Below are 22,059 nucleotides of genomic sequence, written 5' to 3'. Positions count from 1 at the left end.
CTTACCTCAATCGAGTGTGTCGCTGGAGACGTGCCATTTGCTCAGAAGCTGGTTGTAGCTGCCGTCGCTGCGCATGTCGGTGATGATCTGCTGCACCGCAGCGCTCAGTTGCGGATCGTCCTTGCGAATGCCCAGACCGGTCAGGATCCGGCTGAAGGCCGGGACGCCTTCCTCGAACAGATCCGGGGCCATCGCGGCGTAATAACCGGCGGTTTCCACCGTGGTGCCGTAAGCGTCGACCTGATTGATGCGCAGAGCCTGGAAGGCATCGGTGTCGGTGTTGTAGACCACCAGTTTCATTGGCGACTTGCCGGCCTTGGTCAGGCTTTCATTTTCGGCGTCGAGCAGGGTCTTGATGGTCGAACCGTTGAGCACCGCGATCTTGTGCCCGCTCAGATTCGCGAGGGTTTTCAACGCCTTCGGATTGCCCTTGGGCACCACCACCGCCTGACTGGAATACATGTAGTTGACGATGTCGATCACCTCGCGGCGCTCGGGCTTGTCGAACAACTGGTCAACGATCATGTCGCACTGTCTGGCGAGCAAGGCCGGGAGCAATCCGGAGAACGGAATCACCCGCCAATCGACCTTCTTGTCACCCAGACGCCTGGCGATTTCCAGGCCCAGATCGACAGTCAGGCCTTTGGGCTTTTGCGCTTCATCAAAAGACACCAGCGGTGGTGAATCCATGCCCGAGCAATAGGTGAGTTTGTCGACCTTGACCAGACGCTCCGGCACCGTGGGTGCGGCAAGCGCCCACTGCGAACAGAGTCCCAGGGAAATTGTAGCCAGTAACAAGCGAGACATTTGCATGACCAGACACTCCAGTTCGGTTAGTAACGGGGCAGTACTCAAAGTCAAAACATCGGCGGACTCGTGTTCCACTCTGTGGTTATTTTTCCGATTGCAGAAACCTGATCAGCTCGGGGACGGTGCCTTCGATATGTTCGCGCACCACGGTCTCGGCCTTGCTGGCGTCGCCGGCACGAATCGCATCGAGGATCATCTGGTGTTCCTGGCGCGCACTCAGGGGCTTTTCGATGTGCTGCAGCCACAGGCGCATAGGGGCTTCGATCAGTGAGTAGAGGGCGCTGATCTGCTTCAGCAACCTTGGGCGATCGCTGAGGCTGCACAGGTATTCATGGAACTTGCGATGGCGGCTGACCCACGCCGCACTCTCCTCGCGGTAGTCGTCCATTTCATCGAGCAGCCGCTCCAGCGCGGTCAACTGACGCTCGCTGATCTTTGGCACCGCGATGCGAATCGCCAACCCTTCCAGAGCACTGCGCATTTCGAAAACTTCATGCATTTGCTCGACATCCAGACCGCTGACCACCGCGCCGCGATTAGGTCTGAGCGTCACCAGCCCCTGCGCATCGAGGCGGCGAAAGGCTTCGCGCACCGGCATGCGGCTCATGCCGATTTCACTGGCGATGTCCTCGGCGATCAACCGGTCGCCCTTGCGATAACGACCGCCGCAGATGCCTTCCAACAGAAAGTTGTAGGCCTCCTCCTCGGCGGTCATCGGTTGACGTTGGTCATAGGCTGGAGCGAATTGCATGGCAGCACCTTTTGTATTTTTGTATCCAATTATCCACGAATACAAAAAAGCACGATGCATGCCAGATTTCACATCAGCGGGCCAAGCTTTTGATTTGCATGATTTAAGCGGCAAAACAGCTACCCGACCCTGCCGTGCAAGACTTGAGATGTGCTACCCGATGGCCCATTGCGCGCCCCGCAAAGGGGCGGATTGGTAGCTGAGTAACACTCCACTGAATGGCACCCTCAGGGCTGATCGCATAAACCGGCATACCCCTAGCACGCCGCGCTGCCTGCCATGTCGTTTCACCTGTCTGTCGGAGATTGCCATGCACAGCAGCAAAACCCTGTTCATCACCGGGTGATCGGTACCCTGCGCAACGAGGCCAATCTGAAACCCTTCGAAGCCCTGTCAGCGGATCGGGCACACGGTGTGTTGCTCGACGTCACCGATTTCGAACGCATCGACGGGCTCCCCTACTCTCGGATCCTGACCGGTGCCCAGGGCGGTTCGATGCGTGCGGCGCTCCAGCAGCAAGGACATTTCGGCAAGGTCCGCCGCGGCCTAAAGGCAAAATCCCCGCGCATTCACTACGCTTGAGAAATCCGCCGCAGCGCAATCGCCAGCAACAGATTGAACATTGCGCCCAGGCCGCTGTTCCAGATGAGCAAACCCAAGCTACCAAGGACGAGCATATGGACAGTTTCGCTCCTGCTACGCCGGTTCCGCCTCAGCAAAGCGCAATCACCCGCCGCCTGGCGTTTGCGGTCGGCACACTGTTTATCGTCGGGGTGATTGCCGCTATCGGCACCCTGCTCGGCATTGCCGCTCGCCTGGATCGCGAGGATGTCGAGCAAAACCGCTTCTACATGGCCCGAGCGCTGGAAAATCGCATCAGCACCTCAAAGAGCTACATCACCAGTTATGCCGACTGGACCACGGCTTACGAGCACTTGCACAACCAAGTCGATACCGACTGGGCGTACACCCAACAGAACATCGGCAAGACGCTGTTCACCACTGACGGTTATGACGGCGTGTTTGTGCTGGATCGGCAGGGCACCAAATACGCCGTGGTGCAAGGACAGCAGGAAGACGCGGACATCGCGCGCTGGCTCGCGGTGCCTGCCGCGTCGCTGATTGAGCGGGTGCAAAACCAGTCCGAGTTGACTGTGCCTGTCAGCACTTACTCGCTCTTCGACGGCTGGCCGGCGCTGGTCACGGCAGCGGCCATTCTGCCCAACGATGAGCGTCCGGTGGGCGATCCGAAACAGACCTCGGTGCTGGTATTCGTCGACAAGCTGACACCGGCCAAACTGCAAGCGCTTGGCGTGGCCTATGGCCTGAACAACCTGACTCTGATTCCGGATGAACAGCTCAGCGGGGAGCAACCACGCGTGCCGCTGGACAGCACCGGTTTCAGCTTGACGGCAGGTCTGAAGCGACCCGGGCAGCAATTGTTGTGGTCATTGCTGCCAACACTCGGCAGCGTGCTGGCAGTGCTGATGCTGCTGACCGCCTATTTCCTGCGCCACGCCGTGCGATCTTCGACCTATGTCGACCACAGCTTCAGCACATTGAAGACCTCGAATCAGGCGCTGGAGGCGGCCAACCATGCACTGGAAGCCAGTGAAGAACGCTTTCGCGCGGTGGCCGAAGCCGCGTCGGACTGGATCTGGGAAGTCGACAGACACCTGCGCCTGACCTATCTCTCGGCGCGCTTCAGCGAGGTGACCGGCTACCCGCAAAGCGAGTGGCTGCGCCAAGGCATCGGGCAACTGCTGTCCTGCGATACCACGCCGCTGGAGCTGTGGCTGAAAAAACTTACCGAAGACAGCAATGCCAGCGACCTGCGTTGCACCTACCGTGATCACGCCGGGCAGCAACGCCACTGTCGGCTCTCAGCGCGGCCGATTATCGAAAAGCAAACCGTGGTCGGCTATCGCGGCACCGCCAGTGACATCACCGACGAAGTCGCTGCCCATGCGCAGATCCAGCACCTGTCGATGCACGACGCCCTGACCGGGCTGCCCAATCGCAACCAGTTGGCGCGTTATCTGGATGAGGCGCTGTTGCTCAAGGAACATGCCGCACCGTTGTCGCTGCTGGTGATTGACCTGGACAACTTCAAGCCGATCAACGATTCCCTCGGCCATCCGGCCGGTGATGCGGTGCTGCAGGAAGTCGCCAGTCGCCTGCGCGAATGCACCCGTGAGCACGACATCGTCGCCCGCCTGGGCGGTGACGAGTTCGTCGTGGTGCTCAATGGCATGGACACTCGGCAAGAGGTCGACAGGTTCTGTACCCGGCTGGTCGAGAGCCTGCATCAACCGATGGTCTTCGAGCACCATCCGCTGCACGTCGGCGCAAGCATCGGTATCGCCCTGAGCCGCCGCCAGGGTTTCGTGCCCAGCGAGTTGATCCGTTGCGCCGACATCGCGCTGTATCAGGCCAAGTCCGAGGGCAAGAACACCTGGTGTTATTTCGAAGCGCACATGAACGACCAGATTCAGACCCGCCGGCAAATGGAAAGCGATCTGCGTGGCGCGTTGAAGAACGAGGAATTCATCCTGCATTACCAGCCGCGCTACACCGTCGACGGCAAGCACATCGTCTCGGTCGAGGCATTGGTGCGCTGGCAACACCCGACCAAGGGGCTGCTGGGGCCGGACGTGTTCATCGGCCTGGCGGAACAGACCGACCTGATCGTGGCACTGGGGCGCTGGGTATTGCGTGAAGCCTGTGAAACCGCACTGAGCTGGCCGTCGGACATTCTGCTCTCGGTCAATCTGTCCCCGGCGCAGTTTGCCCTCAGCGACGTCGTCGAAGACGTGCGCGAAGCGCTGATCCAGACCCGTTTCCCGGCCAGTCGCCTGGAACTGGAAATCACCGAAAACGTGATGCTCATCGACACCGACGGCGCGCTGACCACGATGAATGCGCTCAAGGAACTTGGCGTGCGCCTGAACATGGACGACTTCGGCACCGGCTATTCGTCCCTCGGCTACCTGCGCGCCTACCCGTTCGACGGGATCAAGATCGACAAACGCTTTATCGCCTCGATCAGCAACGGCGCCAACGATCGCGCCGTGGTTCAGGCGATCATCGGCCTGGGCAAAGCCATGGGCCTGACCGTCACCGCCGAAGGCGTGGAAACCGAAGAGCAACTGGAGATTCTCGGCAAGGATCAATGCAACGAGGTGCAGGGCTATTTCATGAGTCGACCGATCGACAAGACCGCGTTTGCGCAGTTGTTGAAAAGCGCCAGGGCCGAGCCTGCCATTCATCCATCACCGAAGAAAGGGCGTGTCATCTAGCCGACCCGTTCAGGGAACTTCAACTATCGTATCTGGACAATCGACGCTTCCAGATACCGACCATCGAACCCACGCTCAGGGAAAGACCAACAATGGCCACTTATATAGTGCTGACAAAAGACGGTGTCGCAGATAATGGCCAGGAGGAGCTGCTTGCCGATCTGGCACAAGCCCTCAAAAAACCTGATGCGAAGTTGTTGTTGCACCTTCACGGCGGCTTGACTGATGAAGCTGCGGCAATAGCCAATGCCAAACGACTCTCCGGCACTGAACCAAGCAGCTGGAACCTCGGTGATGACTGGACGCAAGTCTATGTCGTGTGGCGAACAGGTGCGCTTGAAACCATCCAGACCAACTGGACCGAGCTAGTCCACGACGATCGTCTCTATCAAACCATTCAGCGCAAGTTACTGGCCTTTGTCGCCCGTAAACTCGGGGTATCGATCCCCGGAGCTCGTGGGGCGAAACCGGTCGTACTTTCCGAAGCGCAGATCCAACAACGCATTATTGGCAAACAGGGACCTCGACCTTTCGACGATGTCGATTCACATTTGCCTGCCGGTCAAACGGCAGGCCAGCGAGCAGCGATATTCGGCGGGCAATCCGAAGCTGATCTGGCCCTGGAATTCAGGAAAGAACTTAAAAGTGATACAGAGTTCCAGCAAGCTGTGGCGGATATTGACGAGGCCGTCAATGTCCCCAGTGGAGCCCGGGCAGCCTCGGCGGGGGCGGATGCGGTATCGGGTGGAAAAATGCTGGAGCGCCTGGACGAAAATCTCCAGCAACAGCTCGCGCCACCTGCGGCAATATCGGGTCAGCCACGAGGCTTGGTCACTGTTGCAACGTTCCTGCTCGAGCACGCTGCTCAAATCGCGCTCAGATGTTTCAACAGATTCAACAGTGGCCGGGATCATGGTTTCCACGCAACCGTAGTAGAGGAAATCTGTCGGGAACTGTACGGAGATCTGATCGGCGCGAAAGTATGGGGAATGATGGTCAACGACGCCGCTGATCACTTCGGAAACGGAAAATTCGGAAGTGCGCTGCTGGCATTGCTTAAAACAAACCAAACGCAGGACTTCGTGGTGACCGCCCACAGCGCTGGCTCCATCTGGGCAGCGCATTTGTTGCAACACATGAAGGCCGAAGGCATTCCGGCAAAGGTCAAACTGTTCCTGCTCGCGCCTGCTATACGCAAGGATGTTTTTGCTGCAACGCTTGATCGTGCCGGTGATCTTGTCTCCCGGTGTCGCATGATAACCATGACCGATGAACTGGAACGCCGCGACGCCGTACTGGGGCACGACAAGGGGTATATCTACCCAAGCTCCCTGCTGTATCTGGTCTCCGGACTCTTCGAAGAGCAATCGCATGAAGCCTACGTCGATGCCCCGCTTCTGGGAATGCAGCGCTTCTCTCAACTGTCAGGCCTGACGCCGGCAGAGAGCGCGATAGAGAAACGCATTTCGGCGTTCTTCAAACAGGACGACTGCAGCATCATTTATTCGCCCACACCAGAGGTGTCGAAGGCTGACAGCCACGGGGCGTTTGATGAAGAACTCTTGACTCTGAACACAGTCCGCAACCTGTTCTGAGGTTCAATCAATGAAGAGTTGGGCGATTGTTGTAGGCATCAATGTCTATCACCGGCGAGCCGCGCAGAAACCGTTGGACGGCGCTGTCGCCGATGCCTGTGATTTCGCCGATTGGGTACTGGATCCCCTGGGTGGCAACGTACCGCCTGAAAGGCTTTTTTTCTGGACGTATCCCTGGCCTGTAGCGTTATCTGCGGGGCGGCTGAAAGATTATCTGGAAGGCGAGTTGCCGAGCTGGTTCATCCCTGATGACAAGAAAGATAGCGATTGGCAACCTCCTGACAATGCGCGCGCCCCCAAGGCGACGGAAATTACATCCACTATTGAAACTGTCGGACGCGGTGCGTACACAACCGCATTTGTTGACAATGATGAAGAAGTCAGACGCGTGTATGTCTTTCTCGCCGGCCATGGCATTCGGGCTCGAATATATGGTCGCGGCCAGGATGAAACCTGCTTTATGGCAGGTGACTTTCACCCGAAATCCAGCGAACTCGCGGCAGGTTTGGTGCCTTGCGAGAGCTTTCGCAAGGCCTTACTCCACGAACGCTTCAACGAAGCCCTTTTGTTCGCTGATTGCTGTAGGTCAGAGGCCTCACGGTTAATGACCCAGGTACAGCCGGTTTCTGATTTTGACGGTGATCCAATAGCACCTTGGGGAATGGCGTTCGCGGCCCAGGAGGGTCAACCCGCGTACGAAACGTGCACGGAACCGTATCGCGGTGTCTTTACCAAAGCCTTGATGGATGGTTTACGCACGCATCGTCCAGGTAGCGCAGGTGAGCTATACGCGGCTCCGCTTCGAGACTTCATCCATTCCAATATCAAAAGCTATACCGTCAATGATCAGTTACCCCAACTCTCGTATCGACCTGATCCGCACGGCCCCTTGATTGTGACGGGGCCGGCGGGCCTTCCCAATGGTCCGGAGCTGAATGTCTCGACATTGGCAAACGGAACCAGGCTGATCCTCAAAGGTGGCGACAATAAACCCGTCGCCGATATGCCTGCCTTCGTCGTCACCGGACCGACCCTGTCATTGCCTCCCCTGCCGGAGAGCCTTTATGTGATCGAAATCGATGACGGCTCGGGGCGCCACAGAATGTTTGTGCAACCCACTCGGGAGAAAATCCATGTCCCATGAGTCCAGCACTTCACGGTCACTGTACAAGTTGTCGCTGGTTACCCGGCCGGGCATTGCCATCAGATTGCTGGACTCCAGCCTGAGCGAGATCGCGCGCGGCTCCGGGCAACTCGATACCCAGTTGCCCGAAGGGCTGTATCTGGTGCGCTGGAATTCTGCCGGGCATCAGTCGGAATCGATGGTGCGACTGGATGGCCGGCAGGAAAAAACGCAGTTGAAGTTCGACCCCAGCGAGATAGAGTCCGACGTATCATCAAGACAAAGTAGCAAGCCGCAAACTCATGCGCTGATTGATGCGGTCAGCGATGCATTGACACCCTCTGAACGAACACAGGATTCTTCAATCGTCGTGATTGTCACGGGTGAGAACTCTCTGCTCGAAAATGTCGCAGACCTGCGTATTCGCCTGTACGACCGAAACGATGTTGCAATGCGAAGAGACTCTGCCCAGTCGCTGAATCTCGATCTGCTGTCCAATGAAAAAGGCTACATCTACCAGGTCAAACCTGGCCGCTTCCATGTCGGTTTCCGATCCATCCTCAATGAGCGGCTGGGACTGATCGTTCCGTCGCTGGCTGGCCGCAAAACGGTGGTTTTTCTGAAGGTCAAGCACACCCGGTTGATTGTCCCTGACGTCGAACGGTTCGTGGCAGAGGATAGCGTCGGTATCGATCCTGCCGAGACGATCATCGTCACTGTGCTCGGCGATGAAGAAACCTATCGCATGCGTGAACGAATGCGCCTTGCACAACTGCTGATTTACGATCTCGCCAATGGAACAAACTCACTCACACAGGATGTCGTGTCTGTTCTTGATAACCCGAAAACCGACCCCTTGCTCAGGTTCTATGGAGCCTTGGTTGCACTTTCAACCCTCAAGCGGGGTGAAAGCCTGCAAACACCGGGTGAAAGCGCGTCTGTCGGATCGGGTGCAGACGTTTTGCAACGTTGGGGCAGGCGAATCCTCGACTGGATTCCAAACCCCGCCCAGCCGGGCATACCGGCAGACGCGCTCGCAGCGCATTGGGAATTGGCGCGAGCCATTCCGCAGACCATCATCCCGGACCGCTTCAGAAGCCTTCCCAAGCGTATTGAAAGTCCGCCGATGCTCGATTGCGCCTGGCGCTGGGCAATCGAGGAGAGTATCGCCCGCCCCACTGCTGTGCGCGGTACCGCGCTTGTGGCAGCCGCTACCCGCTCTTCAGGAGGCACCGCCGCCTGGTTGTGCTGGCAATTATCTGCCAGTAAAGCGCGGCTGCGCCGAAGCTCTGCGACTGAGGACTTGCCGTCGCTACTCGATCAGGTCGTGGCAAAGCTGGAAACGGTAACAGGTACGGCGAGCATCAATCGTATGGCCGATAAAATGAAGCTCTGGAGTTCGGATATTCAAGAAACGGCGCTGCGGGCACTTAATCTCATCAACAACACAGACCACCGCCCCATGGATACTGTTGGCATCACCGATCTGGCCGTTTCACTAGGCCTGCCCGCGCGGCAACTGACCAGCCGGCTGGACAGATTCAGTAAAATGCTTGATGCGGCGGTGACCCACTCATCGAAGGAAGAACAGGAGGATTGCTCTGGCCTCAGGCCCATCGATACCGCCCCTGCACTGAAGCGACGGGTGATGTACCGCGATGATCTGCAAAGGGGCCGGTTCGGTGGAAAGGCCAGCCTCGCAGGCTTCAGGGTTTCTGCGGAGTTTTCAGAGGGCCGCTCCAAAAACTGGGTTCGTATCAAACTGCTCGTGGAAGGGCCGGGAGAAGATGGTGAGGAAGTCGAGTTTCACCTCCACGACAGCTTCAAACCGGCATCCGTTAAACGCCGATTCAAAAGAGGTGTCGCTAAACTCCTGGTTTCTGCCTGGGGTGGCTTTACGGTGGGCATCTGGATTCCCGGGCCAGCAATAGAACTGGAACTCAATCTGGCAGCGCTCAAGACCGCACCACAAATCGTTCAAGAGCGCTGACGTGGAGTTTTAGAGATACCAGCGATACTCCCGCGCACTGATCTCCTGCATGAACGCCAGATGATCCTGACGTTTGTTCTCGCAATACACGTCGACGAACTCTGCGCCCAGTCCCGCACGCAGTTGCGGCTGATGCTGCAACGCGCGCACCGCGTCGAGGATTTCCGTCGGGAAATCGATGCCGCTGTTGCGGTCGTCGTTGAGTGGCGGGATCGGCTCGTTGCCTGATTCCAGACCATGTTCCAGGCCCACCAGAATTGCCGCCAGCACCAGATACGGGTTGGCGTCGGCGCCGGCCAGACGGTATTCGATGCGCAGGTTTTTCGTGTCTGATTCAGGAATGCGCAGGCAGGCGTCGCGATCTTCGTAACCCCAGTTCGCCTTGGTCGCGGTGTTTACCGTGCCGCTCAAGCGGCGCATGGCGTTCTGGTTCGGGGCGAAGATCGGCATGCTGTGCGGCAGCAGATCCAGACACCCGGCGACCGCATGGCGCAGCGGCTGTTGGTGATTGGCCGCCAGCAAGTTGTTGCCGGCCGCGTCATACAGGCTGACATGCACATGCATGCCGCTGCCCGGATGCTCCACGTACGGCTTGGCCATGAAACTGGCGCGGTAGCCATGCTTGAGCGCAACCCCGCGGGTGCTGCGACAGAACAGTGCCGCCCAGTCCGCAGCGCGCAAGCCGTCGTCCAGATGAGCAAAATTGATCTCGAACTGACCAGGCCCCAGCTCCGCGGTGATTACCGTGGCGTCAATGCCCTGAGCCCGCGTCGCTTCAACCATTTCGTCGAGCACCGGGGCGAAACGCGACAGGCGTTCGATGTGCATGTTCGGTTGATCATCGGCGTCGTCGGTCAGCTCGTCCCGAGGGAATTGCGGAAGCCCGTCGCGCAGTTTTTTGTCGAACAGGTAGAACTCCAGTTCGAAGGCCACCACCGGATGAATGCCTTTGCCCGCCAGTCGGTCGAGTACCTTTGCCAACACCTCGCGGGGTTCGAACTCGATCGGTTTGGCGGTGCCGTCGGAGGTAATCAGCATCTGCCCCAGCGGCTGCGCTTCCCAGGTCACGGGCTTGAGCGTGCCCGGGACCAAGCGGCGCACGGCGTCCGGGTCGCCGTCGTTGAAACAGTAATCGCCAATCTTGAACAGACCGCCCTGCACGCCCAGCAGCACGCAGTTCTGCGGCAGCTTCAGTGCGCTGCCCGCCGCGACTTTTTCGAGCATGTCCACCGGATAGCGCTTGCCGTAAAAGTGCCCCGGAATGTCCAGGGAAATCAGGTCGACATAGCGCACCTCGGGGTAACGTTGGCGAAACGCGCGCACTTCGGCGAGCAGGTCAGAGCAGACAGCGTCCATCGTGTTCATCCTTTGTTGTTATCAGGTGTAGACCCAGAGCACGCGAGTGAGCTGCCCGGTGAGGTTGCCGTAACGGCAATGGGTGTGACTGTCGAATTGAAAGCTGTCGCCGGCTTTTAAGGTCAGCGGATCGTCGTCGTGGCCCAGCCACAAGGTCAGCTCGCCTTCAAGGACGTAGCCGCCCTGCTCCGAGCTGTCGCTCATGTGTCGGTCGCCGCTGCTTGCGCCCGGTTCCAGATGACTTTCGAGCATGGAGAACGACGCGCGCATCTGCGGCGACACCAGAATGTCGGTGATGCCGTTGGCGTAATACAGCGTCCGGCGCTCGTCCGGGCGGGTGACCCACGGCACTTGCCTGGCTTTGGGCAGGCTGTAGAAATAGGTGGTCGGCACGCCGAGGGTTTCGCTGATCGCGGTGAGGTCGGCCACGGTCGGGCGCGACAGCCCACGTTCGACTTGCGAGAGAAAACCCACCGAACGGCCGATTTTGTCGGCCAGCTCTTTCAAGGTGTATTTCTTGTGCTTGCGCAGGTCGTGGATCAGGATCGCCAGCGAAGCGATTTCTTCTTGCTTGTTCATGGTCAAAATCTCATCAAATGCTGTCGCGCAGCCGATACCAGGCCTTGCCGATGGCCTCCAGCGGTGCTGCGAAGTGCTTGCCTCCGGGGAAACGGCCATTGCTCAGGCCCTGATACAACGCCAATTCATCCGCTTCGCCGAGAATCGCATCGGACACCGCACGGGCGGCGGCCAATGTCGGCAGCACGCCGTGGCCCGAATAGCCCTGCAGCCAATAACGATTGCCCTCGCCGCCGACATCCGGCGTACGGTTCATGGTCAGGTCGATGTGCCCGCCCCAGGCGAATTGCAGATCGACACCTTTGAGCTGAGGAAACACGCGTTCGAGAAACGGCCGAGTCGCCGCCGCAATGTCCTTGGGCATACCGCCCAGATAGGTGCAGCCGCCCCCGAACAGCAAGCGGTTGTCCGGCGTTCGGCGGAAGTAATCGAGGACGAACTGGTTGTCGGTCACGCAGACGTTGCTCGGCAGCAGCGCGGTGGCTTGCTCCGGTGTCAGTGGCGCAGTGGCGACTTGATAAGTGCCGACCGGCAGGATGCAGCTTGAGAGTTGCGGATCTAGTTGATCGAGATAGGCGTTGCAGGCCAGCACCAGCACATCGGCCTTCACCGAACCGCGCTCGGTATTGACCCGGAAACCGCTGCCCTCCTGCTGATAACTCAACGCTTTGCTTTGTTCATGAATGCGCCCGCCGGCGCGCTCGATGGCGGCGGCCAGACCCAGAGCGAGTTTCAACGGATTGAGGTGCGCGCCTTCGGCATCGTAAAGGCCGGCCTGATAGCGCTCGCTGGCGACCCATTGCGGCAGGTCTTCACGGGGAATGAACTGCAGACCGTCATGGCCCCACTTGTGACTGGCCTCGTGTTGCCATTCAGTCAGCAGGCTGACCCGACGCGGCATCACCGACGTCCACAAATGGCCGGGGCGATAGTCGCAATCGAAACCATGCCGCCCGGGTAATTCACGCAGTTCCTGCGCGGCCCAACGCATGCCGTCCCACAGACGCCGGGCGCGCTCATGGCCGAGCGCTGCTTCCAGCGGCGGCATGTCGCACGACCAGCCCAGAATCGCCTGCCCGCCATTGCGCCCCGAGGCAGCCCACGCCACGCGACTGGCTTCGATCACAGTGACGCGCTTGCCGGCCAGCGCCAGACGCAATGCCGTGTGCAGCCCACTGAAACCGGCACCGATGATCACCACTTCAGTGTCGTGCGCACCTTCCAGTGCCGGCCGTGTGCTAAGGATATCGGCGCAACTGTGAGCGTAATAACTGGCGACATGCTGCTGGGATTGCTGAAACATTCACGGCCTCATGAAATTTATTTCTTATAATTTCATGAAAATCTACAGAACAAATTTCATATCGGCAACCGGCAACTGTTTCACTCACACAGATCAGTGCTCCAGCGCATAACGCCGGCAATGCTCCAGATAACCTTTTTCATGTTTGCCAACCAACTGCACAACACTGGTCCACAGCCACGACGGCGCATCCAGCGCCTTCGTGCGGCACGCCTGCAGTTCACGCATCCATGAGGCCCGGGTGCTCATGTCCATTTGCCGGGCATGGGCCAGCCCCACGACGCGGGCCAGATACCCGGCGGCGAGCATCGCGTCGGTCTGGCTCAACTGATCCAGCTCCAGTTTCATGTCTTGAGGCAACAGTTCGCGGATGAAGAATCCATGGTCGAGCACCCGGGTGGCGATCATCCGGTTACCCAGGCCCGGCGAGAGAAAACGCGCGCCTTCAACCACACGTTTGCCGTTGTCGCGAGGCATCGCGGCTCGCGCCACTCGTGGTGCGGCGGCGGCAATCGCTTCCTTGATATCCAGCAGGCAATACTCTTGATCGTCGCCCTCGCCCACACCGAGTAGCACCGCATAACGCTTGAGCCCCAGCGAACTGCAGCCTTTGACCCAATAGGCCGAATCGAGCATTTTCACCCGGTCGTCCTTGTTGCGACCCTTCAACGAGGTCACCAGCGTGTGCAGGTCTGGCGTGGCGCAAAGGGTCTTCAGCGCACTGCGTTCTTCGCGTGACAGCGACCAGAAATGCTTGCCCAGCGGAATGGTCGGCTGGGTGCTTTCAATGCGCTCCTGGGCCAGATGTTTCCAGGTGCGCTGCACCGCGCTGCGCATCCCGGCCTTCACTTGCGCGGGTCTTGGCGGCTCTTTGTCGACGTCGTCTTCAAACGCCTGCTCATAGCCGCGCATCATCTCTTCGAGCATTCGTGCCGTGGCCACGCCGGGCAGATCCGAGCCACGGGCGGCGGTGGCCAGTGACAGCGCCAGCCGCACCAGATCATGCGCAGGATTGCCGATAACGGTTTGATCAAGGTCGCGAATGTGGATGTCGATGTGCCCCTTCAGATCGCCCGTCGGCCCGAGGTTGCCGGCGTGACAATCGCCGCAGATCCACACCGCCGGGCCCTGCGGCAAATTGCGGCCCGGTTGGCTGTGCAGCCACTCATAAAACTGCACCGTACTGCCACGAACATAGGCATGCGCGGAGCGAGCCATTTTCAGATTGCGCAGTTGTGACAGTGGTTCAAGCCGTGCGGAGGGCCGTGGGGTTTTCATGGACGCTTCTTGCAGAGAATGTGTCCTGTTGACCGTTCGTCACGGCCAAATGTTTCAACGTATTACAGTGGCAGCTCAACCCGAGCCAGCAAACCACCGCCGCTGCGATTGCTCAACGCCAGTTCCCCGCCCTGCTCGCGCACAATGGCCCGCGCCGCCGACAGCCCGAGCCCGACGCCACCGGTTTCCCGGTTGCGCGAGGTTTCCAGGCGAAAAAACGGGTCGAACACCCGCTGCAACGACGCTTCGGGAATCCCCGGCCCGTTGTCACTGACGTCGATGCAGACGCTGTAACCGTCGCTGCTCAGGGCAATGGCCGGCTGCTGCGCATACTTTTCGGCGTTTTCCAGCAGGTTGACGATCACCCGTTTGATCCCCAGCGGCCGGCCCTCGTAGACCAGATGCGCCGGGCCGTGGAAATCGATGGCAATGTGCTGGTCGCGGTAGTCGTCGATGATCGTCTGCAGCAATTCCGAGAGGTCGAACGCAGTGCTTTGCTCCGGCTGAGTGTCTTCCCGAAAGAACGCCAGTGCCGCGTTGATCATCGACTGCATTTCTTCGATGTCGCGGATCAGTTTGCCCTGATGATCAAAGTCCTCCATGAACTCGCTGCGCAGGCGCATGCGGGTCAGCGGTGCGCGCAAGTCGTGGGAAATCGACGCGAGCATGTGCGTGCGTTCGCTGATGTAGTGTTGAATCTGCGCCTGCATGGTGTTGAAGGCGATGATCGCCTGGCGGATCTCGTCCGGACCTTCGACCTTGATCGGCGGTGCGCGCAGATCACCGCCAAAACGCCGGGCGGCGCTGGCAAAACGTTGCAGCGGTTTGGCCAGTTGCTGCGTGGCCAGCCAGGCCACCAGCACAGTGGCGATCAGGCCCAGGGCGATGATGATCGCGATGCGCGTGCCGATGTCCAGGCCCCAGGAGCGTTCGGGCGAAGAGAACAACAGCCAGCTGGCATCCGGCAATTGAATCAGTGCCGCATAGCGGCCGAGCGGACTGCCGCTCGGCCAGTCAGCGGGATTGAACACCCGAATGTCTCGCTCATCGCCCAACAACTGATGCAACCCCGACGTCTTGTTGGCGATGAGCTGCGTACCACCCGCTGGCAATCCGAGTTCGTCGCGGTGCGCACTCCACGTCACCTCCTGCGTCGGGCCGGTTGCCGCGTGCGCCAGTTGCGCGCGTAGAGGCGCCGGGGCAGCCTCGATCACTTTGACGGTCGCGGCAATCTGCTCCAGCAACCCGGTGCGTTCAATCGGTGGTCGCGCCCAAGTCCCGGCCACCTCCACGAACAGGAAATTGAGTGCCAGCGAAGCGAGCATGGCCGCGACAATCGTCAGCGCGATCCGCCGACTCAGCGGGTCACGGCGCAGGAATCGACGGATCATGCGCGGGTGACCTTGGCGGTGAACATATAACCGCCGTTGCGCACGGTGCGGATCAGGTCCGGGCGCTTGCTGTCCGGCTCGATCTTGCGGCGCAGGCGGCTGACCTGCACGTCGATGCTGCGATCAAAGGCGTCGTGGCCCTGACCGCGAGACAGGTCGATCAGTTGCTCGCGGGTGAGGATGCGCTGCGGGTGTTCGAGAAACACCACCAGCAAGTCGAACTCGCCACCGGACAGCGGAATCATCACGTTTTCCGGGGAGCGCAGCTCACGACAAGTGATATCCAGATGCCAACCGGCGAAGGCGATCACCGGTCGCGAAGGTTCACTCGCAGGGCTGACTTGCTCACCGGCGCGACGCTGCACGGCACGCAGGCGCGCCAGCAGTTCACGCGGGGCAAACGGCTTGGTCACATAGTCGTCCGCACCGAGTTCAAGGCCGACAATCCGGTCGCTCAACTCGCCCATGGCGGTCAGCATGATGATCGGAATGCCCATCTGCGCCCGCACTTTCTGGCACAGGCTCAGGCCACCTTCACCGGGCAACATCAGGTCGAGAATGATCGTGTCCGGGCGCTGCTGCGCAATCGCCGCCCACATTGCTGCGCCGTCGGCTGCGACATCGACCTCGTAGGCGTGCTGGACGAAGAACTTCTTCAGCAGGGCGAGAATTTCCACGTCATCGTCGACGATCAGCAGTCTGCTCACGGGCACAGGATCCTCAGGCCAAAAAAGAACGCATCTAAAACTATTCTGGCGGGCGGGTCATATATTTCAATCGAGCAACATTCCGTCGTCCCGGACATCAAGCGGACATTCTGCGGCAAAACCCCTCAGGCACCCTGCACGCATCGACAACCGGGGGGCATTCAATGAGCGCATTGCACAACCGTTATACCGCCGAGGGCCACGACGCCCGCTATCCGTTGATTCTCAGCCAGCGCACCAGCGCGCCTGAGCAGGATACGCCGCTGTTGTTCCAGGAGTTCTGCCTGGGCCTGTCAGATGACCAAAGCCGTATCGTTCTGCGCCGCTATTTCGAGCAGTACGACCCCTGCGATTCGCAATGGGTGGAGTACGTGCATTCGATTCCGGCCGCCGACCTCATCCAATGGATCATGAGCCACGGCCAATTGCACATCGAATGCTCGGACAACACCCCGCCGCTCTCCTCCCCAATCACTGCCCGCGCTTGAACGACGCGGGGCAAAAGCGCAAAACAAGGATTCGCATGATCAGAAGCCATTGCTTGATGTCGGTGCTGTGTACGGCGTCCCTCAGCCTGTCGGCCTGCAGCAGCAAAACCGTCGAACCGCAGAAGTACACGGGATTCCTGCACGATTACAGCGTGCTCAGCGAGCACCAGTCGCCATCGGGGCAGACGGTGCTGGGCTGGGTCAGCCCGGCGCTGGCCCGGGGGCGTTACACCCAGGCCTATCTGGCGCCCAGCCAGTTCTACCCCAGCGCCGCGCCGACCGAACGGATCCCGCTGAGCACGCTGTCCGGCGTCACCGACTACTACGAGGCCGCGCTCAGGCTGGAACTGGGCAAGGTCATGCACCTGGTGTCGCAACCCGGCCCGAATACCCTGACCGTCAGACCGGCGATCACCCGCGTCGCCGCCAGCACCCAGGGCCTGCGCTTTTATGAATGGCTACCGGTGACCCTGGTTGCCGCCGGCGTGAGCACCGCCACCGGCATCCGCGACCAGGACAGTGAAATCACCACCGAAGTCTCGTTCGAAGACGGCTCAACCGGTGAAGTGGTCGCCGAAGTCGTGCGCAAGGGCATCGGGCTGCCGCTGGAGAACGACCAACAGGTGCTGACCGCCGATGACGTCAAAGGCGTGCTGGATGGTTGGGCGAGTGATCTTGGACAGTCCTACCTGGCGACCCGTCGTTAGCCATATCTACTGATGAACAGGTCTGTTGTGGCGAGGGAGCTTGCTCCCGCTGGAGCGCGGAGCAGTCCCGCTTCTCAGAGATGGCTGCTGCGCACCCGGCGGGAGCAAGCTCCCTCGCCACAGATCATGTTTTGGACTCCAGGCATTCTTCAGTCGGTTGCAATCGCTGAATCCACTCATGCTCGGGATGCAACCGAGCCAGATGTTGCATCAGCCATCGCCGCTCATCACGAGGCAAACCTGGCAATGCCTGACTGAAATCGGTTTGATCCTTGGCATGCGCTTTATTCCTTGTCACTTGGCTTTAGATTCCGCGCCGTTGCTCAAAATACCGTGGCAGATCAAACCCAACACACTGCGCATATGCCGGGCATGCGCTTGCCGATCCGGTGCCGCCTCCGTCGCCAGCCGAATAAACGCCATATTCGCGTACTGGTTGAACAGCGTCGCCGCCACATCGAGATCGACCGTCGCCCGCACCTTGCCCTGCGCCTGAAAATGCCCGAGCAGCGCCTTGGTTTCTTCGATCACCGCCGCATTCCACGGGCTCAACGCCTGAGCCAGTTCACCCGTGAGCAGAAACGGCGCCAGTTCACGCCACAATGAGGCCGGCATCGCTTGCAGTTGATAGTCGGTCATCAAGCCTTCGAACTCGCACAACGCCTCCAGCGGATCACTGTCGTCATCCAGATTGGCCCGGGCATCGCGCATCGCCTGCTCGTCCGGCTGCTTGAGCAAGGCCAGCAGAATCTCCTGTTTGCCGCCGAAATAATTGACCACCGTCGGCGCCGAGACCCCGGCCTGGTTGGCGATCTGCTCCAGCGTGGTCGCGCCGAAGCCATTGCTGATGAACAGCTCCAGCGCTGCCTGCGCGATGACTTCCCTGCGCTGTTCCTTTTGCCGTTCTCTGAGCCCGCTCATGGTGCTGATGTCCTGTCTTGCTGATCGGCGTCAGCCTACGGATTTCTTTTTTCATCGACAAATATTTTCTTTACAAAAATATTTTTAAGTGACAAATATTAGCCGTGCACCGCTGGAATGAACGCGCACCCACTTGCCCCATTGCTCTGGAGAACCGCCATGTCCGCCGAATTCGATCCGACCCGCAGCACCCGCGATTACCAGGCCGCCGACGCCGCCCACCACATTCACGCGTTCGTCGATCAAAAGGCTCTCAACGAGGAAGGCCCACGCGTGATGGTCAGCGGTGATCGCCTGGCGCTGTGGGACAACGACGGCAATCGGTATCTGGACGGCATGTCCGGCCTGTGGTGCACCAACCTCGGTTACGGGCGCAAGGACCTGGCCGCTGCCGCCACGGCGCAGCTGCAACAACTGCCCTACTACAACATGTTCTTCCACACCACTCACCCGCAGGTGATCGAGCTCTCCGAGCTGTTGTTCAGCCTGCTGCCCAAGCACTACAGCCACGCGATCTACACCAACTCCGGCTCCGAAGCCAACGAAGTGCTGATCCGCACCGTGCGCAAGTTCTGGCAGGTGATGGGCCAGCCCGAGAAGAAAATCATGATCGGCCGCTGGAACGGCTACCACGGCTCGACCCTGGCCGCGACGGCGCTGGGCGGCATGAAATTCATGCACGAAATGGGCGGCACCATCCCTGACGTCGCGCACATCGACGAACCGTACTGGTTCGCCCACGAAGGCGATCTCAGCCCGGAAGAATTCGGCCTGCAGGCGGCGCGGCAACTGGAAGACAAAATCCTCGAACTGGGCGCCGACAAGGTCGCCGCGTTCGTCGCCGAACCGTTTCAGGGTGCCGGCGGCATGATCATCCCGCCCGCCACGTACTGGCCGGAAATCCAGCGCATCTGCCGCAAATATGACGTGTTGCTGTGTGCCGACGAAGTCATCGGCGGGTTTGGCCGTACCGGCGAATGGTTCGCGCACCAGGCCTTCGGTTTTGAACCGGACACCCTGTCGATCGCCAAAGGCCTGACGTCCGGCTACATCCCCATGGGCGGCCTGATTCTGTCGCGGCGCATGGCCGAGGCGCTGGTGGAAAAAGGCGGCGTGTTCGCTCACGGCCTGACCTACTCCGGGCACCCGGTGGCGGCTGCGGTGGCGATTGCCAACCTCAAGGCGCTGCGCGATGAAGGCGTGGTCACCCAGGTGAAAAACGACACCGGCCCGTACCTGCAGAACTGTCTGCGCGAAGTGTTCGGCAACCACCCGCTGGTGGGAGAGATTCAAGGCGTGGGGCTGGTGGCGGCGTTACAGTTCGCCGAAGACAAAGCCACCCGCAAGCGTTTCGCCAACGAGAACGACATCGCCTGGCGCTGCCGCACCATTGGCTTCGAGGAAGGCTTGATCATTCGTTCGACGCTGGGCCGGATGATCATGGCCCCGGCGCTGATCGCCACACGGACGGAACTGGATGAACTGGTCGACAAGACGCGCATCGCCGTGGATCGCACGGCTCGCGAATACGGCGTGCTGTAACGCATACCCCCTGTGTGAGCTTGCCTGCTAGCGAAAGCGGAGTGTCATTCCACATCAATGTCGACTGGCAGGCCGCCTTCGCTAGCAGGCTAGCTCCCACAAGGGCACTCGGTTGAACTCAGCACATTCGCTCAATCCAGCCCGGTCGATCCTGCCCATCATCAGAGACCTTCCCTGATTGTCGGTCTCTCACGATGGCTACCTCAACACCACGCTTTGCATTGTTGGCGCTGCTGTGCGCAGCGACCGACGGAGCTTTGGCCAATGACTTCTTCAACGATGCCAAAACCGAAGTGCTCAGCCGCAACTTCTTCCTGAGCAACGACTACCGCTCGCCTTCGCCCGCCGGAAAAAACTATAAACAGGAATGGGCCCAGGGTTTTATTGGCACGTTCACTTCCGGATACACGCCGGGCGATGTTGGTTTTGGCATCGATGCCCACGCCTTTCTCGGGTTGAAACTCGACGGCGGCAAAGGTCATTCCGGCACGGGGCTGTTGCCGGTCGACAGCAATGGTCGCAGTGAATCGAACTACTCCAGCGCGGGCGGCGCGTTCAAACTGAAAGCTTCGCGCACCACCCTCGCGTTCGGTGAACTGACCGTGGAAACGCCGGTATTCGACACCTCGGACAAACGTCTGCAACCGGAATACGCCACAGGTTTGCTGTTGAACAGCCACGAACTCGACAACGTAAACCTCACAGCCGGACACTTCACCGCGTTCAAGAATCAGGACAGTTCCTCAGGGCGGGGCGACTTTTATGGTTACGGCGCCAACACCGAGGCCGGCGGAATCAGTTTTCTCGGCGCCGATCTGTTCGGCGACAGTCCGGTGGGTGGGTCGCTTTACGCCTCAGACCTGACTGACACCTGGCATCAGTACTACGCCAATCTGCATTTCAAACAGTCCGGGCTTTTGCTCGACGCGAACCTCTATCACACCCGCGATTCGGGCCGCGCGCTGGCCGGGGCGATCGACAATACCGCGTTCAGCCTGTCCGGCAAGTACAGTTTCGGCCCGCACGCGGTCATGCTCGGCTGGCAACGCATCAATGGCGACACGCCGTTCGATTTCGTGGGCGGCGACTCGATCTACCTCGCCAACTCGATCAAATACGCCGACTTCAACGGCGCTGGCGAACGCTCCTGGCAAGCCCGCTACGACCTTGACCTCGGCGCCTTCGGCATTCCCGGTCTGACGTTCATGACCCGCTACGTCTCCGGCAGCCACATCGATGGCACCCACGCGCCCAAGGGCGGCGCGTACAACCCGTTCGATGCCCAGACTGGCGACTATCAGCCGCAGCAAGGCGCTGGCGGCAAGCATTGGGAACGGGATATCGATCTGAAATACATCGTGCAATCGGGTGCGGCGAAGGACCTGTCGGTGCAGCTGTCACATGTCTCGCACCGAGCGAATGAGGCACAGGCCGGGGATGATATCGACCGGATTTATGTGGTGATTCAGTACCCGTTGGGGTTTTGATGGCCCGTGATTAAACCCAGACTCAGACCCGATGTCACCCAACCGCGCCCTCGACAACCTCGACCCGCCCGCCTGAAAACCTGATCCCCTGTAGGAGCGAGCCTGCTCGCGAAAGCGGCCGATCAGCCGACATTGATGTAAATGACACACCGCTATCGCCAGCAGGCTGGCTCCCACAAGGAATCGAGGTAAATCTGCAATGAAGAGACGAGGTTTGATCCGTCGTAAGCAGAGGCGCAACGCTGAAATGGAAACTCTGTAGGAGCGAGCCTGCTCGCGAAAGCGGCCGATCAGCCGACATTGATGTGAATGACACACCGCTATCGCCAGCAGGCTGGCTCCCACAAGGAATCAAGGTAAATCTGCAATGAAGAGGCGAGGTTTGATCCGTCGTAAGCAGAGGCGCAACGCTGAAATGGAAACTCTGTAGGAGCGAGCCTGCTCGCGAAAGCGGCCGATCAGCCGACATTGATGTGAATGACACACCGCTATCGCCAGCAGGCTGGCTCCCACAAGGAATCAAGGTAAATCTGCAATGAAGAGGCGAGATTTGATCCGTCGTAAGCAGAGGCGCAACGCTGAAATGGAAACTCTGTAGGAGCGAGCCTGCTCGCGATAGCGGCCGATCAGCCGACATTGATGTGAATGACACACCGCTATCGCCAGCAGGCTGGCTCCCACAAGGAGTCAAGGTAAATCTGCAATGAAGAGGCGAGATTTGATCCGTCGTAA

The 22,059-nt window shown here is 59.7% G+C and carries 17 protein-coding genes and 2 pseudogenes; 10 read left to right on the top strand and 9 right to left on the bottom strand.

All coding sequences use genetic code 11. The features are described 5' to 3' along the window. Nucleotides 1–6: 6 nt before the first annotated feature. Together BW33_RS04240 and BW33_RS04235 are read right to left on the bottom strand one after the other, a co-directional pair. The gene (locus BW33_RS04240) at nucleotides 7–813 is read right to left on the bottom strand and encodes an ABC transporter substrate-binding protein (protein ID WP_047597266.1); all 807 of its coding nucleotides are present in this window, start codon (nucleotides 811–813) and stop codon (nucleotides 7–9) included. A gap of 79 nt (nucleotides 814–892) precedes the next feature. Beyond that, on the bottom strand, nucleotides 893–1,561 hold the full coding sequence (locus tag BW33_RS04235; RefSeq protein ID WP_047597264.1) for a GntR family transcriptional regulator: 669 nt from the start codon (nucleotides 1,559–1,561) through the stop codon (nucleotides 893–895). 333 nt (nucleotides 1,562–1,894) lie between these two features. On the opposite strand from BW33_RS04235, the pseudogene BW33_RS28880 reads away from it, so the two are divergent. From BW33_RS28880 to BW33_RS04210, 6 genes and pseudogenes are all read left to right on the top strand, one after another. Beyond that, nucleotides 1,895–2,017, top strand: a pseudogene (locus BW33_RS28880) (short-chain dehydrogenase/reductase); the annotation flags it as partial. Nucleotides 2,018–2,020: 3 nt separating this feature from the next. Further along, nucleotides 2,021–2,113, top strand: a pseudogene (locus BW33_RS28875) (AraC family transcriptional regulator); the annotation flags it as partial. A 125-nt stretch (nucleotides 2,114–2,238) separates the two neighbouring features. Continuing rightward, a complete protein-coding gene (locus BW33_RS04225; protein ID WP_047597262.1) occupies nucleotides 2,239–4,860 on the top strand; it encodes a bifunctional diguanylate cyclase/phosphodiesterase in 2,622 nt (873 codons plus the stop codon). A 92-nt stretch (nucleotides 4,861–4,952) separates the two neighbouring features. Continuing rightward, a complete protein-coding gene (locus BW33_RS04220) occupies nucleotides 4,953–6,455 on the top strand; it encodes an alpha/beta hydrolase (protein ID WP_047597260.1) in 1,503 nt (500 codons plus the stop codon). Nucleotides 6,456–6,465: 10 nt separating this feature from the next. Further along, a complete protein-coding gene (locus tag BW33_RS04215; RefSeq protein WP_052032680.1) occupies nucleotides 6,466–7,599 on the top strand; it encodes a caspase family protein in 1,134 nt (377 codons plus the stop codon). Next, nucleotides 7,589–9,568: a pYEATS domain-containing protein gene (locus tag BW33_RS04210; protein ID WP_047597259.1), complete on the top strand. Its 1,980-nt coding sequence runs from the start codon at nucleotides 7,589–7,591 to the stop codon at nucleotides 9,566–9,568. The genes BW33_RS04215 and BW33_RS04210 overlap by 11 nt, the downstream gene beginning before the upstream one ends. Nucleotides 9,569–9,577: 9 nt before the next feature. Here the strand turns inward: BW33_RS04210 and BW33_RS04205 are convergent, their stop codons facing one another. The 6 genes from BW33_RS04205 to BW33_RS04180 all read right to left on the bottom strand — a co-directional run bounded on the left by BW33_RS04205 (nucleotide 9,578) and on the right by BW33_RS04180 (nucleotide 16,182). Continuing rightward, nucleotides 9,578–10,924, bottom strand: coding sequence for a glutamine synthetase family protein (locus BW33_RS04205; RefSeq protein WP_047597258.1), 1,347 nt, complete (start codon nucleotides 10,922–10,924; stop codon nucleotides 9,578–9,580). Nucleotides 10,925–10,945: 21 nt separating this feature from the next. Next, nucleotides 10,946–11,503: a helix-turn-helix domain-containing protein gene (locus BW33_RS04200; RefSeq protein WP_047597257.1), complete on the bottom strand. Its 558-nt coding sequence runs from the start codon at nucleotides 11,501–11,503 to the stop codon at nucleotides 10,946–10,948. Nucleotides 11,504–11,516: 13 nt separating this feature from the next. Then, nucleotides 11,517–12,806: an NAD(P)/FAD-dependent oxidoreductase gene (locus BW33_RS04195; protein ID WP_047597256.1), complete on the bottom strand. Its 1,290-nt coding sequence runs from the start codon at nucleotides 12,804–12,806 to the stop codon at nucleotides 11,517–11,519. 93 nt (nucleotides 12,807–12,899) lie between these two features. Beyond that, nucleotides 12,900–14,084, bottom strand: coding sequence for a DUF2252 family protein (locus BW33_RS04190; protein WP_047597255.1), 1,185 nt, complete (start codon nucleotides 14,082–14,084; stop codon nucleotides 12,900–12,902). Nucleotides 14,085–14,146: 62 nt separating this feature from the next. Beyond that, nucleotides 14,147–15,475 (bottom strand): ATP-binding protein, encoded by a 1,329-nt coding sequence (locus tag BW33_RS04185; RefSeq protein ID WP_047597254.1) that lies wholly within the window; start codon nucleotides 15,473–15,475, stop codon nucleotides 14,147–14,149. Continuing rightward, the gene (locus BW33_RS04180; RefSeq protein WP_047597252.1) at nucleotides 15,472–16,182 is read right to left on the bottom strand and encodes a response regulator; all 711 of its coding nucleotides are present in this window, start codon (nucleotides 16,180–16,182) and stop codon (nucleotides 15,472–15,474) included. Before BW33_RS04180 ends, BW33_RS04185 begins: the two co-directional genes overlap by 4 nt. Before the next feature lie 164 nt (nucleotides 16,183–16,346). Here BW33_RS04180 and BW33_RS04175 point away from each other — a divergent pair, with 164 nt between their 5' ends. Together BW33_RS04175 and BW33_RS04170 are read left to right on the top strand one after the other, a co-directional pair. Beyond that, nucleotides 16,347–16,670, top strand: coding sequence for a hypothetical protein (locus BW33_RS04175; protein WP_047597251.1), 324 nt, complete (start codon nucleotides 16,347–16,349; stop codon nucleotides 16,668–16,670). Nucleotides 16,671–16,705: 35 nt separating this feature from the next. Beyond that, nucleotides 16,706–17,377, top strand: a complete 672-nt coding sequence (locus BW33_RS04170) for a DUF3313 domain-containing protein (protein ID WP_047597250.1) — start codon at nucleotides 16,706–16,708, stop codon at nucleotides 17,375–17,377. 294 nt (nucleotides 17,378–17,671) lie between these two features. On the opposite strand, the gene BW33_RS04165 is transcribed toward BW33_RS04170, so the two are convergent. Beyond that, complete coding sequence (locus tag BW33_RS04165; RefSeq protein ID WP_047597249.1) at nucleotides 17,672–18,298, bottom strand: TetR/AcrR family transcriptional regulator; 627 nt, start codon at nucleotides 18,296–18,298, stop codon at nucleotides 17,672–17,674. Between the two features lie 159 nt (nucleotides 18,299–18,457). On the opposite strand from BW33_RS04165, the gene BW33_RS04160 reads away from it, so the two are divergent. Together BW33_RS04160 and BW33_RS04155 are read left to right on the top strand one after the other, a co-directional pair. Then, a complete protein-coding gene (locus tag BW33_RS04160) occupies nucleotides 18,458–19,840 on the top strand; it encodes an aspartate aminotransferase family protein (protein ID WP_047597248.1) in 1,383 nt (460 codons plus the stop codon). A 194-nt stretch (nucleotides 19,841–20,034) separates the two neighbouring features. Beyond that, nucleotides 20,035–21,327 carry an OprD family porin gene (locus BW33_RS04155; protein ID WP_047597246.1) on the top strand — a complete coding sequence of 431 codons (1,293 nt, stop codon included), beginning with the start codon at nucleotides 20,035–20,037 and terminating at the stop codon, nucleotides 21,325–21,327. The last annotated feature ends 732 nt before the right edge of the window (nucleotides 21,328–22,059 follow it).

It is taken from the genome of Pseudomonas sp. RIT288 (genome assembly GCF_000631985.1).
GTDB lineage: Bacteria > Pseudomonadota > Gammaproteobacteria > Pseudomonadales > Pseudomonadaceae > Aquipseudomonas.
This window is presented reverse-complemented; position numbering and strand designations above follow the sequence as displayed.